Consider the following 17613-nt stretch of genomic DNA (forward strand, 5'->3'; position numbering starts at 1 on the left):
ACAGGGAGGGCCGCCATGGCAGTCACCGACGAGGCGATCGAGAAGATCAAGGGGATGATCGTCGCCGGCGCGCTGCGCCCCGGCGACCGCCTGCCCAAGGAGAGCGAGCTCGCCGCCGATCTCGGGCTGTCCCGGAACTCCCTGCGCGAGGCGGTGCGCGCCCTGTCGTTGATCCGCATCCTGGACGTACGGCAGGGCGACGGCACCTACGTCACGAGCCTCGACCCTCAACTCCTCCTGGAGGCGCTGAGTTTCGTCGTGGACTTCCATCGCGACGACACCGTCCTGGAGTTCCTCGCGGTGCGCCGCATTCTGGAGCCGGCGGCCACCGCGATGGCCGCCCTGCGTATCAGCGAGCAGCAACTGGACGCGCTGGGCGCCCAGTTGGACATGCTGGGCGCCGAGCCGTCGGTGGAGGAACTGGTCGCCTGCGACCTGGAGTTCCACAAGGGCATCGTGCAGAGCTCCGGAAACTCCGTGCTCTGCTCCCTCCTCGACGGCCTGTCCGGCCCGACCACCCGGGCCCGTATCTGGCGCGGCCTCACCCAGGAGGACGCCGTCAGCCGCACCCTCCACGAGCACCGCGCCATCCTCGCCGCCCTCCGCGACCGCGACGCGGAGGCCGCCCGTTCGTGGGCGACGGTCCACATCGCGAGCGTGGAGCAGTGGCTGCGGTCGTCGCTGTGAGAAGTTGATCACTCGGGGAGCCTGTGGTCCAGGAGTGTTTGAGCCGTGCGAACGGGGCATTGATCCGTTCACTCCCCCGTGCAAGGGGGCTGCGGAGGCCCCCTGGGCACGCCGTAAGGTTGGGGCGTACGCGAGGGCACGTCGGAAGGAGGCGCTGGGTGATCGAGCTGGAGGGGGTTCCCGAGCTGATCGACCCAGTCATGGTGGCCGCGTTCGAAGGCTGGAACGACGCCGGCGACGCCGCCTCCACCGCGGTCGCGCACCTGGACAGGGAGTGGAAGGGCGAGGTGTTCGCGGCGCTGGACGCCGAGGACTACTACGACTTCCAGGTGAACCGGCCCACGGTGTGGCTGGACGGCGGCGTACGGAAGATCACCTGGCCGACGACGAGGTTGTCCGTGGTCAGGGTCGGCGGCGAGAAGCCCCGTGATCTCGTACTCGTCCGAGGTATCGAACCGTCGATGCGGTGGCGCTCGTTCTGCAACGAGCTGCTGGGCTTCGCCCACGAGCTGGGCGTGGAGCTGGTGGTCATCCTGGGCGCGCTGCTCGGTGACACCCCACACACCCGTCCGGTGCCGGTCAGCGGTGTCACGTCCGACCCGGACCTGGCGCAGCGGATGGATCTGGAGGAGACCAAGTACGAGGGCCCCACGGGCATCGTCGGCATCCTCCAGGAGGCGTGCACGCACGCGGGTGTCCCGGCGGTCTCGCTCTGGGCCGCGGTGCCGCACTACGTGTCGCAGCCGCCGAACCCGAAGGCGACGCTGGCCCTGCTGAACCGGCTCGAGGACCTGATCGACGTGCGCATTCCGCTGGGCGAGCTGCCCGAGGACGCGCGTGCGTGGCAGGTGGGCGTGGATCAGCTGGCCGCCGAGGACAGCGAGGTCGCGGAGTACGTGCAGACGTTGGAGGAGGCCCGGGACACCGCGGAGCTGCCGGAGGCGTCGGGCGAGGCGATCGCTCGGGAGTTCGAGCGGTATCTGCGGCGGCGGGACGGTGGCCCTGCGGGTGGCTCCGCCGGTCAGGCTGGGGGGCATGCTACGGCTGACGGGGGTGACGGGGGGTCCGGTAGTTGGCGTACCCGGCCGCCGAAGCCGCCACGTCCGGATGCCGGTGACGAGGAATCGTCCGAGGACTGATCACGGGCTGCCTGGAACGGTGCGTGGCAGTCTACGGGTTGGTTGTGGCTGGTCGCGCCCACGCGGCGGAGCCGCATATCGGCAGAGCCCCGCGCCCTTTGGGGCGCGGGGAAAGCCGCCGGTGCTTATAAGTGGCCCTCAGCGGTCCACCGCGACCACGGCGTATGTCGTGTCCGGGGTCGGGGTTGTGGTGAAGCGGGCGTTGGGCAGGTACAGCCTGCCCTTGAACGCGGCCACCGTCGTCGGGACGTCGAAGTCCGGGTCCGTGACGCGGCCTTCGAAGATGCCGCTGCGGCCGTCCTCCGCGAGCTTGAAGACGTCGATCGCGTTCTGACGGTTCTGCACCACGTAGAGGCGCCGTCCGAGGAGCAGCAGGCCGTCGCCGTTGGTGAGGGGTGCCGCGTCGCCGAGGTCGACGAGCTTGGTCACGCCGGTCCTGGGGTCGACGCGGTGCAGGCCGCCGACGCCGGACTGGACGACCAGCAGCGCCTTGCCGTCCGGGGTGCTGGTGATGCCGTTGGCGTTGACGACCTCGCCCGGCGTCTGGGTCCAGTCGCCGCTGAGCGTGACCGTCACGACCTCGTCCGCGTCCGGCAGGGCGCCGTGGCGTCCGAGCGGCAGGGCGTAGAGGGCCGGCTGGTAGGAGTCGGTGAACCAGGCGGTGCGCGGGGTCAGGAAGACGTCGTTGGCGAAGCTCGGCGTCTTCGTGGTGAGCACGTAGGACGCGATGATCTCGCCGGTGCGCACGTCGACCACCCGGGCGCCCTGACCCCGTCCGGCGACGAACAGCCGCCCCCGGCCGTCGAGTTTGAGCCCCACGGAGGGCGTACCCGGGCCTGCGGAGATGATGCCGCCCTGGCCCGTGCGCAGGTCGGCGCGGTAGATCGAGCCGTCTCCGAGTGAGCCGAGATAGGCGTGCGGGCCGCCGCCGATGGTGATGCCCTCGGGACGGAAGCCGTTGGGCAGCGGGATGATGTCGGGCCAGGAGCTCGCGGCCGTCTTCGCGGTCCCGGCGGCCGTCGCGGTGCCGGCCGACGCCCCGACGAGCAGCGCGCCCGCCGTGGCCGCGGCCGACGTGGCGAGCAGTCTTCGCCGACTGATGTGAGGTGCGGAGGAGGAGTGCGGGAGTGCCACTGTTCGTCCCTTCCACGAAGGGACCGGCAGCTGGCCGGTCCGGCTTTCAACTGACTCTGTCACCCCATCACATGCCGATGGTCCCCGCAGCGCTTCGACATTCGAACGACAGCCTCTTGACAGCGTCACGACAGCTATTGGCCGGATTGTGACGGCCTGTCAACGAACAGGGCGCCCCCTTCAGTCGAAGGGGACGCCCTATGAGGTCACGACGTCACAGTGCCACGCCCAGCAGCGCGTCCACGGCACGCGATACGACGCCGGGCGCCCCCTCGTCCGTCCCGCCCTGCTCCTGCTGGAACGCGGCCCAGCGGTCGACCGCGGCGAGCGCGGCCGGGGCGTCAAGGTCGTTCGCGAGGGCCGCGCGAATCTCCTCGACGAGTGCCTCGGCGGGCGGCCCATCGGGACGGGAGACAGCGGCGCGCCACCGGTCGAGGCGGGCGACGGCGTCTTCGAGGACCTGGTCGGTCCACTCCCAGTCGGCCCGGTAGTGGTGCGCGAGCAGCGAGAGCCGTATCGCGGCCGGGTCTACGCCGTCGCGCCGCAGCTTGGAGACGAAGACCAGGTTGCCCTTGGACTTCGACATCTTCTCGCCGTGCAGCGCGACCATGCCGGCGTGGACGTACGCCTTGGCCATGGGGAACTCGCCGGTCAGCACCTGGGCGTGCGAGGCGCCCATCTCGTGGTGCGGGAAGGCGAGGTCGGAGCCGCCGCCCTGGACGTCGAAGCCCATGCCGAGGTGGTCGAGGGCGATGGCGACGCACTCGATGTGCCAGCCGGGCCGACCGCGCCCGAGAGAGCCGCCGTCCCAGCTGGGCTCGCCCTCGCGCGCGGCCATCCAGAGCATCGGGTCGAGCGGGTTCTTCTTGCCCACCCGGTCCGGGTCGCCGCCGCGCTCGGCGGACAGCAGGCGCATGGCGGCGGCGTCGAGGCCCGAGACCTTGCCGAAGTCGGGGTCGGCCTCGACGGAGAAGTAGATGTCGCCTTCGAGTTCGTACGCGGCGCCGGCGTCCCGGAGACGTTCGACGAGCGGCACGATGCCGGGGATGGCCTCGACGGCGCCGATGTAGTCCTGCGGCGGCAGCATCCGCAGGGCGGTCATGTCCTCACGGAAGAGGGCGGTCTCCTTCTCGGCGAGGGCCACCCAGTCGACGCCGTCGCGCTCGGCCCGCTCCAGGAGCGGATCGTCGACGTCGGTCACGTTCTGGACGTAGTGAACCTGCCGCTTGGTGTCGAGCCACACGCGCTGTACGAGGTCGAACGCGTTGTAGGTCGCCGCGTGACCCATGTGGGTCGCGTCGTACGGGGTGATACCGCAGACGTAGATACGGGCGACGGGACCGGGCTCGAGCGTGACGAGCCTTCCGGTCGCGGTGTCGTGGATCTGGAGGTCGCGGCCCTTGCCAGGCAGGGCGGGGACCTCAGAAGCGGGCCAGGCATGCATGTACATGAGCCTAACCCGATGCCTGCGGCGCTAAGCCGGGTGCCTGGTGACTCGGGGGTACGCGGGTGGGCTGGGGGGGGGTCGGGCGCCTAATAGCTCGGGAGTACGCCTGATATCGCGACTGCGGGTCGTGTGTGGCTGGTCGCTCAGTTCCCCGCGCCCCTTTAGGGCTGCGCCCCATCAAGGGCGCGGCCCCGTCTTCACACCGGCGGCCACGGGATCGCCGGCCATTCTCCGCTCGGCTCCGGGTGTCGGCCGCTCTTCAGGAGAGCGGCAACCCGCTCCCGCGTGGCGTCCAGTTCCGCCTCCGTGATCAACCCCGACAGCTTCCCCGCCAGCGTCCCGCCCTCCCCCAGCCGGTCCCGCAGCCGCTCCAGCACAGCCACGGCCTCGGCGGTGAGCGACTCCCCCGCCCACCCCCACAACAACGTCCGCAGCTTGTTCTCTGCGTTGAAGGTCACGCCGTGGTCGATGCCGTACAGGCGCCCCTCGGCGGCCGGCAGGAGATGCCCGCCCTTGCGATCGGCGTTGTTGACGACCGCGTCGAGCACGGCGAGCCGCCGCAAGCGCTCGTCGTCGACGTGCACGAGGAGCGCGGTCTTCCCGTCTCCGACCTCGGCGAAGCCGACAGCCTTCCAGCCCTCGCCCGCCTCCTCACCGTCGACGAGCGCGAGCAGATCGGAGCCGGGCTCCCCCTCGATCCACAGCTGGCACATGCCCTCTCCGTACGGGCCGTCCCGCAGCACGGTGGGCGGCACGAGCCCCCACCCGGTCGCCTCGGACACCTCGTACGCGGCGACCTCCCGCTGCGCCAGCGTGCCGTCGGGGAAATCCCACAGGGGCCGCTCCCCGGCGACGGGCTTGTACACACAGGCGGCCTCACGGCCCTCGTACGAGACGGTGCAGTACAGCACCGCGTTGGACGCCTCACGGACACGCCCGCGCACGGTCAGCTCGCCGGAGGCGAGCAACTCGACCACGGGGTCGGCGGCCGTCAGGCCCCGCGGCGGTATCCGTTCTGGCGCGGACATACGTGTCCCTCCGGGTCGAGCGGCAGACTGCACAGGGGGCACGGCGGCCGCCCCGCGTTGACGACGTCGAGGGCGCGCTTGGCGAAGGCCCGGGCCTGCGCGCCGGTGAGGCGGACGCGGAGCATCGGCGGACCGTTCTCCTCGTCCTGGAGCATCCGCTCCTCCGCCTCGGCCAGGTCCTCCTCGGAGTCGGCGTCCAGCTCGACCAGGGCCTGGGCCTCGACGATCATGCGCTGCTCGTCGCCGTCCCAGGCCAGCGCCATGGTGCCGACGCGGAACTCCTCCTCGATGGGAGTGTCGAGCGGTGCCGTGTCCGCCACCTCGGTGGGTGCGACGGCGGGCACCGCGGCGCTGCCTCCGCTGCGCCGTACGACCTCGTCGAGCAGTTCGTCCATGCGTTCGGCGAGCGCGGCGACCTGGGTCTTCTCCAGGGACACGCTGGTCACGCGCTGTCCTGCGATGGCCTGCAGGAAGAAGGTCCGGCGCCCGGGCAGCCCGACCGTACCGGCCACGAAGCGGTCCGGGGGGTCGTAGAGGAACACCTGACGGGACACGTCCTGTCTCCATTGGAATCGACGTCGGGACCGGCCGCGTCGGCGGCTGAGTGGTTCAGCGTGCCGCCCGCGACCGCTTCACCCTACTGCGGTTGACGATCACGGTGCCCCCGCACCGCCCCCGACGGTCGCGTCGCCGTTCGGGGGCTCCTCGCGCGGCGCCAGGGACGAGAAATCCCCGGTGTCGCCGAGACGGACGAGAAACGGCCTCAGGCGTGTGTAACGGATCGCGGTGATGGAACACGGTTCGACAGCGATCCGCTGGAAGAGGTCCAGATGAAGTCCGAGTGCGTCCGCGACGAGCGACTTGATGATGTCGCCGTGCGAGCACATCAGATACACGGCGTCGGACCCGTGATCGCGCTCCACGCGCGCGTTCCACTCCCGTACGGCCTCGGCAGCCCGGTGCTGCATGGCCCGCATCGACTCTCCACCGGGGAACTCGGCCGCCGTCGGATGCGCCTGTACAACCTCCATCAGCGGCTCGTCCTTCAGCTCGGCGAGCTTGCGGCCGGACCAGTCGCCGTAGTGGCACTCGCCGATGCGTTCGTCGGTGTGCGGGCTGAGCTCGGGCCGGGCATCGAGGAGGGGACGGATCGTTTCCCGGCAGCGCTGCAGCGGGCTGGTGACGACCTCGGCTATCGGCAGCCCGGCGAGGCGGCCGGGCAGCGCCGCGGCCTGCGCGGCGCCGCGCTCGTCGAGCGCGACACCGGGCGTCCAGCCGGCGAGCACTCCCTCGGTGTTGGCGGTGGAACGTCCGTGCCGGACAAGGATCAACGTGGGCATGCGGCCCAGCGTAGGCGCTCCGCTGGAGGCACAGTGATGAACCTGCGGGCCGGTGGGTGCTGGTCGCGCCCACGCGGCGGAGCCGCATATCGGCAGAGCCCCGTGCCCCTTTGGGGCACAGGGACGCGCAACCGCCAGAGATACGCCGGGCGGCGGAAGGACGCTCCCGGAGAAAGGAACCTCCCGTGATCGTCGACTGTGCCGTCTACCGCGACGTCCATCGCACCGAGGGTCCCGACGGCCTCTCCGACGCCCTGGCCGCCGCCCGCGCGTCCGGCGGGTTCGTGTGGATCGGGCTGCACGAGCCGACGGAGAAGGAGTTCGCCCTGGTCACCGAGGAGTTCGCGCTGCATCCGCTGGCCGTGGAGGACGCCCTGAAGGCGGTGTACGAGCCGGCCGGTGCCACCGTGACCACCGGCGACGCCTCCGCCGTGACCGTCCGCCACGACAGGTCCACAAAACGTCATGGTCGGGTGCCGGCGTTGAACACCCGTCGGCGACAACCAAGTTGGCGGACCCTGGCAGGTCACTGACCATCCCGGCGGTCGGGAGGCTCGTCGTACGGACGGACACACGAGCCGTCAAACCCTTCGGAGCGATCCAGGAGGGAGTCTCCCGGCTTCGCTTTACCGGGAGAGAGCTCCAAACCTTCAAGCGGCAGGTACTGCCGCAGTGCCGCCGCGTTGTACGGGCCCGAGCACGCGAGCCGGATCAGCGGGCCTGTACAATGCGGCGGCACCCTTCGTGGACGACCGGTCCAGCCCTTCTTCCGCGACGTCAACGACCACCTCGCCCGCGTCAACGAGCCCGCTGAGCGCCTGGACCGGCTGGTCCCCGACATCCTCTCCGCGCACCTGGCGCGGATGAGCGTTCGACAGAACGACGACATGCGGAAGATCTCCGCGCGGGCTGCCATGGCGGCGATCCCGACGATGGTCGCCGGTGTGTACGGCATGAACTTCGCGCACATGCCCGAGTTGCGCTGGGTGTGGTCGTACCCGGCGCTGGTCTCGCTGCCGGCCGTGGCGGAGGTGCTGGTGTACCGGCTCTTCAAGCGGCGGGGGTGGCTGTAGTACGGCGTCACGCGCGCGTGAGGCGTCAGGTTCTGCTCACCGCCCTCACGCGCGCGTGCCGTACCCGCTCATGCTCCCCGTGCCGCGTCAGGCGAACTCGGGTGCCGTCGTGGCCGGGCCGCCCAGGGCGTCGCGGCGTTCCGGCATCGACAGGGTGACCATGCGGCGCCAGCCGAAGGCCCGTTCGTAGGCGTACATGGCGCGGATACCGGCGGCGAGGACGGCCGCCTTGGCCTTCGGCCAGCCCAGGATGCGCCCCATGTGGTCCATCACGGCAAGGCTGACGTCCCGGTAGATGCCGATCTCCGCGAGGGCGCACTCGCGGAGCGTCCGCTGGATGAGGCGGCCGTGCCCGGCGGCGGCGAAGCGCAGCAGTTCCTCGTGGGTGTACGCGAGGTGGTTGTCCTCGTCGTCGGAGATCATCCGGACGGCCTTGCCGATCTCCGGGTGGCTCGCGAAGTGCTTGCGGAGCATCACCATCTGGTCGGCGGCCCGCTGTTCGGTGACCCGGCTGTGGGACAGGTAGACGATGATGTCCCGCACCGTGAGCGGCTGGTCGGCCTTGAGCTTGTCGTGTGCGAGGCCGATGCCGTGGCGCTCCAGGAGCATGGTGTAGTCGGTCTCGGGCGGGACCTCCATGGGCTGGAGGCCGCGTTTCTTCATGAGGGCGTTGAAGATCCGCCCGTGTTTGTCCTCGTCGGCGCCGTGCCGGGTGATCTTGGGTGCGAGTGCTTGCTCGCTCTGCGGGACGAGCGCGGCGATGCGCGCGTTCTCCCAGCCGCCCTGTGTCTCCCCGCTGGCGGCGATGGAGCAGAACAGTCGGAACGACTCGTCGTTGTCGACGATTTCCTGGAACAGACTCTTGGCCGAAAGCATGTGAGGCACCTCTCTACAGGACCCTGCAAAAGAGTCAAATGGGGTACCAGGAGCCCGGCAACAGCTGTATCGGACAAATCCGCCGAACGAAGGACGGCGGGGCGTCGCGGGCGCGTAACCGAACGGGCCGGTGCCGCGTTGTCCCCCGTGACGGCCGTGGCGGGGAAGACCCCCGAGCCCCCACCACGGCCGTAGTGCTTCGCCGGATCCCTGCTTGGCCTCCGCTGTTCCGTTACGCGAGCCCGGCCCGCTCCAGGGCTTCGGAACCGGCCCGCAGCGAGGCGATCCGCTCCTCCAGAGTGAAGCCCGCCGGGGCCAGCGTGAGGGTGGTGACTCCGGCCTCGGCGTACGTCTTCATCCGGTCGGCGATGCGCTCCACGGAACCGAGCAGCGTCGTCTGGTCGATCAGCTCGTGCGGGATGGCGGCCGCGGCGCCGGCCTTGTCACCGGCCAGGTACTTGTCCTGGATCTCGGCGGCCTCCTTCTCGTAGCCCATGCGCTGGGCGAGCTGGTTGTAGAAGTTCTGCTTGCGGCTGCCCATGCCGCCGACGTACAGCGCGGTGTACGGCCGGAAGGTGTCGGCGAGCGTCGTGACGTCCTTGTCGTCGCCGACGGCGAGCGGGAGCGTCGGGCAGACGTCGAAGCCGTCGAGGGTCTTGCCCGCCTTCTCCCGGCCCGCCCGCAGGTACTTGATGGCGGTGTCCTCCAGGTGTGCGGCGGAAGGGAAGATGAGCAGCGCGCCGTCGGCGATCTCGCCGGTCTGCTCCAGGTTCTTCGGGCCGATCGCCGCGATGTACAGCGGGATGTGCTCGCGGGTGGGGTGCACGGTGAGCTTCAGCGGCTTGCCGGGCCCGCCGGGCAGCGGCAGCGTCCAGTGCTCGCCCTCGTGCGACAGCCGCTCCCTGGTCATCGCCTTGCGGACGATCTCGACGTACTCGCGGGTGCGGGCGAGCGGCTTGTCGAACTTGACGCCGTACCAGCCCTCGGAGACCTGCGGCCCCGAGACGCCGAGGCCGAGCCGGAAGCGGCCGCCGGAGAGCGAGTCCAGCGTCGCGGCGGTCATCGCGGTCATCGCGGGCTGGCGGGCCGGGATCTGGAAGATGGCCGAACCCACGTCGATGCGCTCGGTCTTGGCGGCGACCCAGCTGAGCACGGTCGCCGCGTCCGAGCCGTACGCCTCCGCGGCCCAGCACACGGCGTACCCCAGCCGGTCGGCCTCCTGGGCCACGGCCAGATTGTCCCCGTCCATTCCGGCACCCCAGTACCCGAGGTTGATCCCGAGCTTCATGTAGACCAGCCTTCCCCTTACCGATCAGTAACGTCCCTTGTGCGCCGACCATACCGGGGGGATGGGGTCGTGGGGCGACTGCGGGTGGGTGGGGCTGGTCGCACGAACGACCCGCACGTACGCGCTGACCGTGGAAATCGGTTATCCACAGGCACCCACGTGGCGAACTCTGGCCAGTAATGTCGGCGTTCATGGAGCAGAGGCATCTCGGCCGTACCGGCCTGCGTGTGTCCCGGATCGGGCTCGGCACCCTGACGTGGGGGCGCGACACGGACGAGCATGACGCCGCGGACATGTTGAAGGTGTTCTGGGAGGCGGGCGGCACCCTCGTCGACACGGCGGACGTGTACGGGGACGGCGAGGCCGAATACCTGCTCGGACAGCTGATGGACGGGCTCGTGCCGCGCCGCGACCTGATCATCTCCACGAAGGCCGGCAGCGTCCCGGATCCCGACCGCCGCTTCGACGGCTCCCGCGGCCACCTCCTCGCCGCCCTGGACGCCTCTCTCGCCCGCCTCGGCACGGACTACGTGGATCTCTGGCACATCCACGCCTTCGACCCCGAAACCCCGCTGGACGAAACGCTCCAGGCCCTCGACCTGGCCGTCAGCAGCGGCCGGGCCCGTTACGCCGGCGTCTCCAACTTCTGCGGCTGGCAGCTCGCGAAGGCGGCCACCTGGCAGCTCGCGGCGCCGGGGATACGCACTCGTCTGGCCAGTACGCAGATGGAGTACTCGCTGCTGCAACGCGGCGTCGAGCGCGAGGTGCTGCCCGCCGCGCTGGACCTGGGCGTCGGTCTGCTGCCCTCCTCGCCGCTGGGCCGTGGGGTGCTGACCGGCAAGTACCGGCACAGCACGCCCCCGGACTCGCGGGGCGGCTCGGAGCACATGGCGCCGTTCGTCGCGCCGTACCTCGACGACACGGCGAGCGGCATCGTGGACGCGGTGCAGACCGCCGCGGACGGTCTCGCCGTGACCCCGCTCCAGGTGGCCCTCGCCTGGGTGCGCGACCGGCCCGGCGTCGCCGCGCCCATCGTCGGCGCGCGCAACACGCTGCAGCTCACGGCGGCATTGTCAGTGGAGACCCTTAGTCTTCCTGACGAGATCTGCCGGGCGCTCGACGACGTGTCGGCGCCCGTGCACCACTATCCCGATCACGACTGGAGCACGCTGTGAGCACGGAGCCCGCGACCACGGAGCCGGAAGAGCCGGCGGGACGGGGCGACGAGACCCCCGACGGCGGGACCCCGACGACCGAGGGCTCCGCCGACGCCGCCGACGCCGGGGAGGCCGCCGGCACGGGGCACGAAGGCGACACGGGTGAGGCCGCCGGTGACGCCGTGGCCGCGCCCGAAGTGTCCGAGGCCCAGGCCGAGTTGGAGGCGCAGCGGCTGGAGCGGGAGCGGATCGAGCGGCGGAAGGCCGAGAAGAAGGGGCCGATCGCGAGCGGGGCCAAGCTCAGCGGTACGGCCGCGGATCTGCTGGCCGCCGTACGGGCCGTGGAGGGTGGGCAGAAGCCCGCGGCCACCGTTTTCAGCGAGCCGGAGCCCGCGCCGCGTCGGGCCGCGCCGGAGCCGGTGCGGCGGCCGCAGCCCGTGGCGCCCCCGACCGGTGCGGCCGCGCCCTCCGGCGAGACCGTCGAGGCCGTGCGCGCCGTGCTGGCCGAGGGCGGTGCTCCCGAGGCGCTCGTGCCGCAGGTCGCCGAGGTGCTCGGCGAGGGTGCGGGCGGCCGGCTGCGCGAGGATCCCTGGCAGTTGCTGCGGGTTCCCGGAGTACGGCCGGAACAGGCCGACGGGTTCGCCCGGGCACTCCTCGGCGCGGAGTGCGGCCCGGACGACGAGCGGCGGGGGCGGGCGGTCACCGTATGGCTGCTGGAGCAGGCGGCCGTCGCCGGGCATACGGCCCTGGAGGCCCCGGCGCTCGCCGCCGCGCTTGCCCAGCGGTCCGTCCCCGACCCCGACGCGGCGGTCCAGAGCACCGTGGCCGAGGGAGAGGCCTTGGTCTTCCAGGACGCACTCGACGACGTACCGCCCACCGCAGCGGTCGACGACGAGGCGGAGCAGGAGCGTCCGGTGCGCGTACTGATCGGCCTGGAGCGTTACGCCCTCGCCGAGGAGAGCCTCGCCGACGGTCTCGCCCGTGTCGTGAACTCCCTGCCCAAGGACGACTCGACGGACTGGGCCTCGGCGGCGGCCTCGGCGCCGAGGGCCGCCGCGGAGCTGATCCGCGCCGTCGCCGGGCACGGGCTCGTGCTGCACACCGGCGGCGAGGCCGCACGCGCGGAACCGGCCGCCCTGATCGCCGCCGCGCGGGCGCTCGGGCTGCGGGCGTACACCGCGACGCACAGCGCGGACGGGAGACGCCGGTTCGCCTCCCTCCTCACCACCGCCGAGGCGGGCGACGGCACCGCCGTGGCCACCGTCGCAGGGCTGCTGTCCGGTGCGGAGGGGCCCGGCCGGGACGCCGACGGTGCGCTGGACCTCGACCTCCTCGTCGTCCTGGATGCGCCGCAGCTCGACGTCGAGACGGCCGCGGTGCTCGCCGAGTCGCTGCCCGACGGTGCCAGGCTGGTGCTCAGCGGCGACCCCGGTGTGCTGTGGTCCGCCGGGCCCGGCCGGGTCTTCGCGGACCTCCTCGCCGCCCGCGCCTGCCCGCAGGTCGCCTCCCGGACGCCCGATCCCGGGCCCATCGGCGAACTCGTCTCCGGGATCGGGATCGGGGAGCTCAACCAGGTGGACGCGCCAGGCAAGGAGGTCGTGATCGTGCCGGTGCGGGACGCCGGGGAGGCGGTGTACCGGACCGTGCAGCTCGTCGTGGACTCGGTGCCGCGGGCCTTCGGCATTCCCGCCGACGACGTGCAGGTGATCACCCCCGGCCATGGGGGCGCGGCCGGGACGCGTGCGCTCAACACCGCGCTCAAGGAGCGGCTGAACCCCGGCCCGGGGCGCTTCGGCGGCTTCGACCCGGGCGACCGCGTCGCCTACTCCCCCCTGCCGGGGCGTACGACGCCGGGGCGTGTGGTCAGGGCCGACGCGGACGGGCTGCACCTGGAGTGCGGGGGCGCGGCGGTCGTCGTACCGAAGGAGCGGGTGGAGCGGGCCGTGCGGCACGGGTGGGCCCTGACCGCGCACCAGGCCGTGGGCCACCGGTGGCCGGCCGCGGTCGTCGTCCTGCCCGGGGACGCGGCGCAGGGCCTCAGCCGGCCCTGGGTGTACACGGCCTTCGGGCGTGCGGAGCGGCACCTGTCCGTCGTGCATGGTGTGGAGCAGGCGCTGCCTCGTGCGGTCGCCGAGGTGTCGGCCAAGCCCCGCACCACGCGGCTGCCAGCCCTGTTGAAGGCCCAGGTGCCGTCCGCTGATTGACCGTGCCGTGGGGTGGTGCTGGGCGGGGGTGGGTTCCGCAGCTCGGCGGTTACGAGGTGCCGCCTGCGCCCACCCTCCCCCACTCTCGACTTCGCTCGAGCGGGAGGGACCCCCATGAGCGGGAGGTGCCCCCATCGCCCCAGCGGCACGACTGCCCGCAGCTAATGCCTGGGTTCCAGCTCCTCGTCTTCCTCCGCGTCGTCGTCCTCCACCTCGTCGTCGAAGACCGCGCTGACGTCGAAGCGGCAGACGACGCGTTGGGGGTCGACCTGGTCGAACGGGGCGTCCAGCCACTCGCCGGGCTCGGCGGTGTCGTCCGCGGCGGTCACCCACAGGGTGGAGTCGCCCTCCTCCAGGCCGAACTCCTTGTGCCGGGAGGCGATCTCGTCCGGTTCGAACTCACCGAACAAGACACCCAGGGCCCCGTGCACCGTACCGGCGCCGTTGTCGGAAGCCGAAGGCTCCTCCACCGCCTCCACCCGCTGTGCCTGCGCCAGCAACCGCTGCGGCTCGACCACCGTGTAGTCCCGGCGGATCAGCACGCTCAGTGCGCTGGGCTCCTCGGGGCCGGTGTACGGCGGCATGTCCTCGGTGCCGGGGATCTCGAAGGGAGTGACCTCGTCGTAGCGGTCGTAGAGCAGTTCGTCGTACTCCTCGGCGGCCGCGGCCAGCTCGTTGAACGCCTCGTAGACGGCCGGGTCGTCCTCCCCCGACCGGCGTTCGACCGCGGCCAGGTGGCGGTCGAGCGCGGTCTTGACCGCCTCGGCGGCGGCGCGTACCTCGGCAGCGGTGGGCTGCGCAGCATCAGACATAGTGCAGACGCTATCCGTACAGGGCCCCAGCCCGCACAATAGATACCGATGCCGGAATACGAATTTGTCGACGTGTACGTACCGCGCGGGGTCTCCCGTAAGGACGCCACACGCCTGCTGACGGACCATGCCGAGTACGGACACTGGGAGTTGGACCGACTGAGCCTGCTGCGCGATGGCAGCCGCAGGGTGCGGTTGCGCCGACGGATCATCCGCCAGGTGCGCGCCACGTGGTAGGTGGGCAGATCGAAACGGAGCGGGCCCCGCTGGTGCGGGGCCCGCTCCGTTTTCCGTACTGCTACAGCGCCTTCCGTACTGCTACAGCGCCGCGGCCCGCGCCTTGCGGTAGATCAGGGCGCCGCCGAGCAGCGCGCCCGCGCCCACCGGCAGGGCCAGGCCGAGCGGCAGCTCGGCACCGGTCTGGGCGAGCTGTGCGGAGCCGCCGGGCTGGGTGACGGCCTGCGCGTCCGGCGTGTTGGTGTCGCCGCCGGGAACCTCGCCGCCGGGCTTGCCCGGCTCGTTCGGCTGCCCCGGCTTCTCGGGCACCTGCGGAGCCGGCTGTCCGGGCTCGCCCGGCGGGTTCTGCTGGCCACCGCCCGGGTTCTCGGACGCCCCTCCGCCGCCCGAGTTCCCGCAGTCGTTGCCCGTGACCCCGTTGCCGATGCCGCCCACGCTGACGCCGTTGCCGCACACGTTGACCGGCACGTTCACCGGAGCCTGCACGTTGTTCCCGGAGCCCACGCCCGGCGAGTTGCTCGTGTGACCGTCGGCCTGGGCGCCGCCACCGCGATCAGAGCCGTAGCCGCCGTCGCCGTAGTGGCCTCCGCCGCCCGAGCCGTTGGAACAGTCGTTGCCCATGGCCTCGTTGCCGACGCCGATCACGTTGACGCTGTTGCCGCAGGCGTTGACCGGCACGCTCACCGGGGCCTGCACGTTGTTCCCGGAGGCCACGCCCGGCGAGTCACTGGCGTGACCGCGGGCCTGGGCCCCGCCGTGCGACGAACCGGAGCCGTCGGCGTGGTGGCCGCCGCCCGATCCGTTGGAGCACTTGTTGCCGGCCGCCGGGTTGAGGAGCCCGACCACGTTCACGGTGTTGCCGCAGACGTTGACCGGCACGTTCACCGGGGCCTGCACGTTGTTGCCGGACAGCACACCGGGCGAGTTGCCGGCAGAGCCGTGTGCGCCGGAGTCGGCGTGTGCGTAGCCGCCGGCCGCGGCGAGCACGCCGGACGCGGCCGCCATCGTGATGAGGCCCTTGCGGGTGACCTGTCGCATTGCTGATTTACCTGCCTTAACCAGATGTTCTGAACCAGATGTTCTGATCTTTTGCACCTTGTCGAGAGACCGATCGGCCCCGGAGTGCATGGCGCGCACTCCGGGGCCGACGGTTTTCAGACCCTCACCGGGTGAGGCACAACGTCACTTGTTGATGCAGGTGTTGCCGAAGGCGGGGTTCAGCAGCCCGATCACGTTGACCGTGTTGCCGCACACGTTCGTGGCGACGTCGACGGGCACCTGGACGACGTTGCCCGACGCGACACCCGGGGAGTGCACGGCGGCACCCTGGGCACCGGCGTCGGCGACAGCCATGCCCGCACCCGCGAGCACCAGACCACCGGTGGCAGCCGCAGCAGCGACGACCTTCTTGATCATTATTCCTCCTTGTTGGCAATGCGACCCCGAGTAGCGAGTCGCATCACCTGTAACGAGGAGGGAGTAATCGAGCTACGAGCTGATGGTCCGATTCACTCGCCACGGTCGATCGTCGTACGAGCTGCCGAATACTGGAGTGTCGTTTCAGCGCGCAATTCAGGACAGAACAAAGCCGGTTGAAGATCAGGACGCGTCGATGAAACGGTCGAGCACGCGCACACCGAACTTCAAACCCTCCACCGGCACCCTTTCGTCGACGCCGTGGAACATGCCCGCGAAGTCCAGCTCCGGCGGCAGCTTGAGCGGCGCGAAGCCAAAGCCGCGGATGCCGAGGTCGTCGAAGGACTTGGCGTCCGTGCCGCCGGAGAGCATGTACGGGACCGCCTTGGCGGCCGGGTCCTCGGCGACCAGCGCGGACTGCATCGCGTCCACGAGCGCCCCGTCGAAGGAGGTCTCCAGCGCCTTGTCGGAGTGCACGTCCTCGCGCCGCACCGTCGGGCCGAGGATCCGGTCGAGGTCGGCGAGGAACTCCTCCTCGAACCCGGGCAGGAACCGCCCGTCGACGTGGGCGGTGGCCTCGCCCGGGATGACGTTGACCTTGTAACCGGCGCCCAGCTGGGTGGGGTTGGCGGTGTTGCTGAGAGTCGCGCCGATCAGCTTGGCGATGCCGCCGAGCTTGGCGAGGGTGCCCTCCATGTTCTCCGGGTCGAGTTCGGTGCCGAGCGCGTCGCCGAGTTCGTCGAGGAAGGCCCGGGTCGTCTTGGTGACCCGCACCGGGAACGTGTGGCGGCCGAGCCGCGCGACGGCCTCCGACAGCTCGGTGATGGCGTTGTCCCGGTGGATCATCGACCCGTGCCCGGCCGTGCCGGCCACGGTCAGCTTCATCCAGTGCATGCCCTTCTCGGCCGTCTGGATCAGATAGAGCCGCCGCTGCTCGCTCACGGTGAACGAGAACCCGCCCACCTCGCTGATCGCCTCGGTGACGCCCTCGAAGAGGTCGGGGTGGTTCTTGACGAGGTGCTTCGCGCCGTACGTGCCGCCGGCCTCCTCGTCGGCGAGGAAGGCGAGCACGATGTCGCGCGGGGGCTTGCGGCCACTGCGCAGCCGGTCCCGTACGACCGCCAGCGTCATCGCGTCCATGTCCTTCATGTCGACCGCGCCCCGGCCCCACACGCAGCCGTCCGCGACCTCGCCGGAGAACGGGTGGTGGGTCCAGTCCGCCGCGTTGGCCGGTACGACGTCGGTGTGGCCGTGGATGAGCAGCGCGGGCCGGGACGGGTCCTCGCCCTCGATACGGGCCACCGTCGAGGCGCGGCCCGGGTGCGACTCGAAGATCTTCGGTTCGAGCCCCACCTCGGCGAGCTTCTCGGCGACGTACTCGGCGGCCTTGCGCTCGCCCGGGCCCGAGTGGTCGCCGAAGTTGCTGGTGTCGATCCGGATCAGCTCGCGGCAGAGGTCGACGACCTCGTCCTCGCCGGTCACGCGCCTGGTCGTGTCCGTGTCGCTCACGCTGGTTCCTCCCGCTGTCGCTGCTGGTGGTTCCCGCTCATCCTCCTCCTGCCCCACCTCCCGCATAAGAGCGGGACGGGCCTGTCACACGCCGTTCACGCCCGGCCGCCCCCGGGACGGGGCGTGATCGAGGGCCTTCGAAAGCCTGGTAATGTTTCCTTCGTCGCCGCGAGGGGAACCACGCGCGACAGACACCTTGTCCGGGTGGCGGAATGGCAGACGCGCTAGCTTGAGGTGCTAGTGCCCTTTATCGGGCGTGGGGGTTC

16 protein-coding genes and 1 pseudogene are annotated in these 17613 nt (G+C 71.1%); 6 read left to right on the forward strand and 11 right to left on the reverse strand.

What is annotated here, in order from left to right; genetic code table 11:
• Positions 1-15 precede the first annotated feature (15 nt).
• Together F3T56_RS03915 and F3T56_RS03920 are read left to right on the forward strand one after the other, a co-directional pair.
• Positions 16-687 (forward strand): FadR/GntR family transcriptional regulator, encoded by a 672-nt coding sequence (locus F3T56_RS03915; RefSeq protein ID WP_149823258.1) that lies wholly within the window; start codon positions 16-18, stop codon positions 685-687.
• Between the two features lie 158 nt (positions 688-845).
• Positions 846-1826, forward strand: a complete 981-nt coding sequence (locus tag F3T56_RS03920) for a PAC2 family protein (protein ID WP_149823259.1) — start codon at positions 846-848, stop codon at positions 1824-1826.
• Between the two features lie 138 nt (positions 1827-1964).
• On the opposite strand, the gene F3T56_RS03925 is transcribed toward F3T56_RS03920, so the two are convergent.
• From F3T56_RS03925 to F3T56_RS03945, 5 genes are all read right to left on the reverse strand, one after another.
• Positions 1965-2960: an SMP-30/gluconolactonase/LRE family protein gene (locus F3T56_RS03925; RefSeq protein WP_149823260.1), complete on the reverse strand. Its 996-nt coding sequence runs from the start codon at positions 2958-2960 to the stop codon at positions 1965-1967.
• A gap of 214 nt (positions 2961-3174) precedes the next feature.
• Positions 3175-4404 carry a cysteine--1-D-myo-inosityl 2-amino-2-deoxy-alpha-D-glucopyranoside ligase gene (mshC, locus tag F3T56_RS03930; protein ID WP_149823261.1) on the reverse strand — a complete coding sequence of 410 codons (1230 nt, stop codon included), beginning with the start codon at positions 4402-4404 and terminating at the stop codon, positions 3175-3177.
• 200 nt (positions 4405-4604) lie between these two features.
• Entirely contained in the window at positions 4605-5435 is an 831-nt protein-coding gene (locus F3T56_RS03935; RefSeq protein WP_149823262.1) for an SCO1664 family protein, read from the reverse strand.
• Complete coding sequence (locus F3T56_RS03940) at positions 5399-5989, reverse strand: DUF3090 domain-containing protein (RefSeq protein WP_149823263.1); 591 nt, start codon at positions 5987-5989, stop codon at positions 5399-5401. Before F3T56_RS03940 ends, F3T56_RS03935 begins: the two co-directional genes overlap by 37 nt.
• A gap of 99 nt (positions 5990-6088) precedes the next feature.
• The gene (locus F3T56_RS03945; protein ID WP_149823264.1) at positions 6089-6775 is read right to left on the reverse strand and encodes a histidine phosphatase family protein; all 687 of its coding nucleotides are present in this window, start codon (positions 6773-6775) and stop codon (positions 6089-6091) included.
• Between the two features lie 185 nt (positions 6776-6960).
• Here F3T56_RS03945 and F3T56_RS03950 point away from each other — a divergent pair.
• Positions 6961-7848, forward strand: a pseudogene (locus F3T56_RS03950) (CorA family divalent cation transporter).
• Between the two features lie 87 nt (positions 7849-7935).
• On the opposite strand, the gene F3T56_RS03955 reads toward F3T56_RS03950, so the two are convergent.
• Positions 7936-8724 carry a ferritin-like domain-containing protein gene (locus F3T56_RS03955; RefSeq protein ID WP_149823265.1) on the reverse strand — a complete coding sequence of 263 codons (789 nt, stop codon included), beginning with the start codon at positions 8722-8724 and terminating at the stop codon, positions 7936-7938.
• A gap of 232 nt (positions 8725-8956) precedes the next feature.
• Positions 8957-10012: an LLM class F420-dependent oxidoreductase gene (locus F3T56_RS03960; protein ID WP_149823266.1), complete on the reverse strand. Its 1056-nt coding sequence runs from the start codon at positions 10010-10012 to the stop codon at positions 8957-8959.
• Between the two features lie 191 nt (positions 10013-10203).
• On the opposite strand from F3T56_RS03960, the gene F3T56_RS03965 reads away from it, so the two are divergent.
• Positions 10204-11187 carry an aldo/keto reductase gene (locus tag F3T56_RS03965; RefSeq protein ID WP_149823267.1) on the forward strand — a complete coding sequence of 328 codons (984 nt, stop codon included), beginning with the start codon at positions 10204-10206 and terminating at the stop codon, positions 11185-11187.
• Complete coding sequence (locus tag F3T56_RS03970) at positions 11184-13373, forward strand: helix-hairpin-helix domain-containing protein (protein ID WP_149823268.1); 2190 nt, start codon at positions 11184-11186, stop codon at positions 13371-13373. Before F3T56_RS03965 ends, F3T56_RS03970 begins: the two co-directional genes overlap by 4 nt.
• Positions 13374-13534: 161 nt before the next feature.
• On the opposite strand, the gene F3T56_RS03975 is transcribed toward F3T56_RS03970, so the two are convergent.
• A complete protein-coding gene (locus tag F3T56_RS03975; protein ID WP_149823269.1) occupies positions 13535-14185 on the reverse strand; it encodes a hypothetical protein in 651 nt (216 codons plus the stop codon).
• A 48-nt stretch (positions 14186-14233) separates the two neighbouring features.
• On the opposite strand from F3T56_RS03975, the gene F3T56_RS03980 reads away from it, so the two are divergent.
• The gene (locus F3T56_RS03980; RefSeq protein ID WP_005485166.1) at positions 14234-14422 is read left to right on the forward strand and encodes a DUF5703 family protein; all 189 of its coding nucleotides are present in this window, start codon (positions 14234-14236) and stop codon (positions 14420-14422) included.
• Between the two features lie 81 nt (positions 14423-14503).
• Here F3T56_RS03980 and F3T56_RS03985 read toward each other — a convergent pair whose 3' ends face one another.
• From F3T56_RS03985 to F3T56_RS03995, 3 genes are all read right to left on the reverse strand, one after another.
• Positions 14504-15460, reverse strand: coding sequence for a chaplin (locus F3T56_RS03985; RefSeq protein WP_149823270.1), 957 nt, complete (start codon positions 15458-15460; stop codon positions 14504-14506).
• 144 nt (positions 15461-15604) lie between these two features.
• Positions 15605-15838: a chaplin ChpH gene (gene chpH, locus F3T56_RS03990; RefSeq protein ID WP_149823271.1), complete on the reverse strand. Its 234-nt coding sequence runs from the start codon at positions 15836-15838 to the stop codon at positions 15605-15607.
• A gap of 183 nt (positions 15839-16021) precedes the next feature.
• Positions 16022-17347, reverse strand: a complete 1326-nt coding sequence (locus F3T56_RS03995) for a M20/M25/M40 family metallo-hydrolase (protein ID WP_149823272.1) — start codon at positions 17345-17347, stop codon at positions 16022-16024.
• Positions 17348-17613 lie beyond the last annotated feature (266 nt).

This window comes from Streptomyces tailanensis (assembly GCF_008386495.1).
GTDB classification, from domain to species: domain Bacteria; phylum Actinomycetota; class Actinomycetes; order Streptomycetales; family Streptomycetaceae; genus Streptomyces; species Streptomyces tailanensis.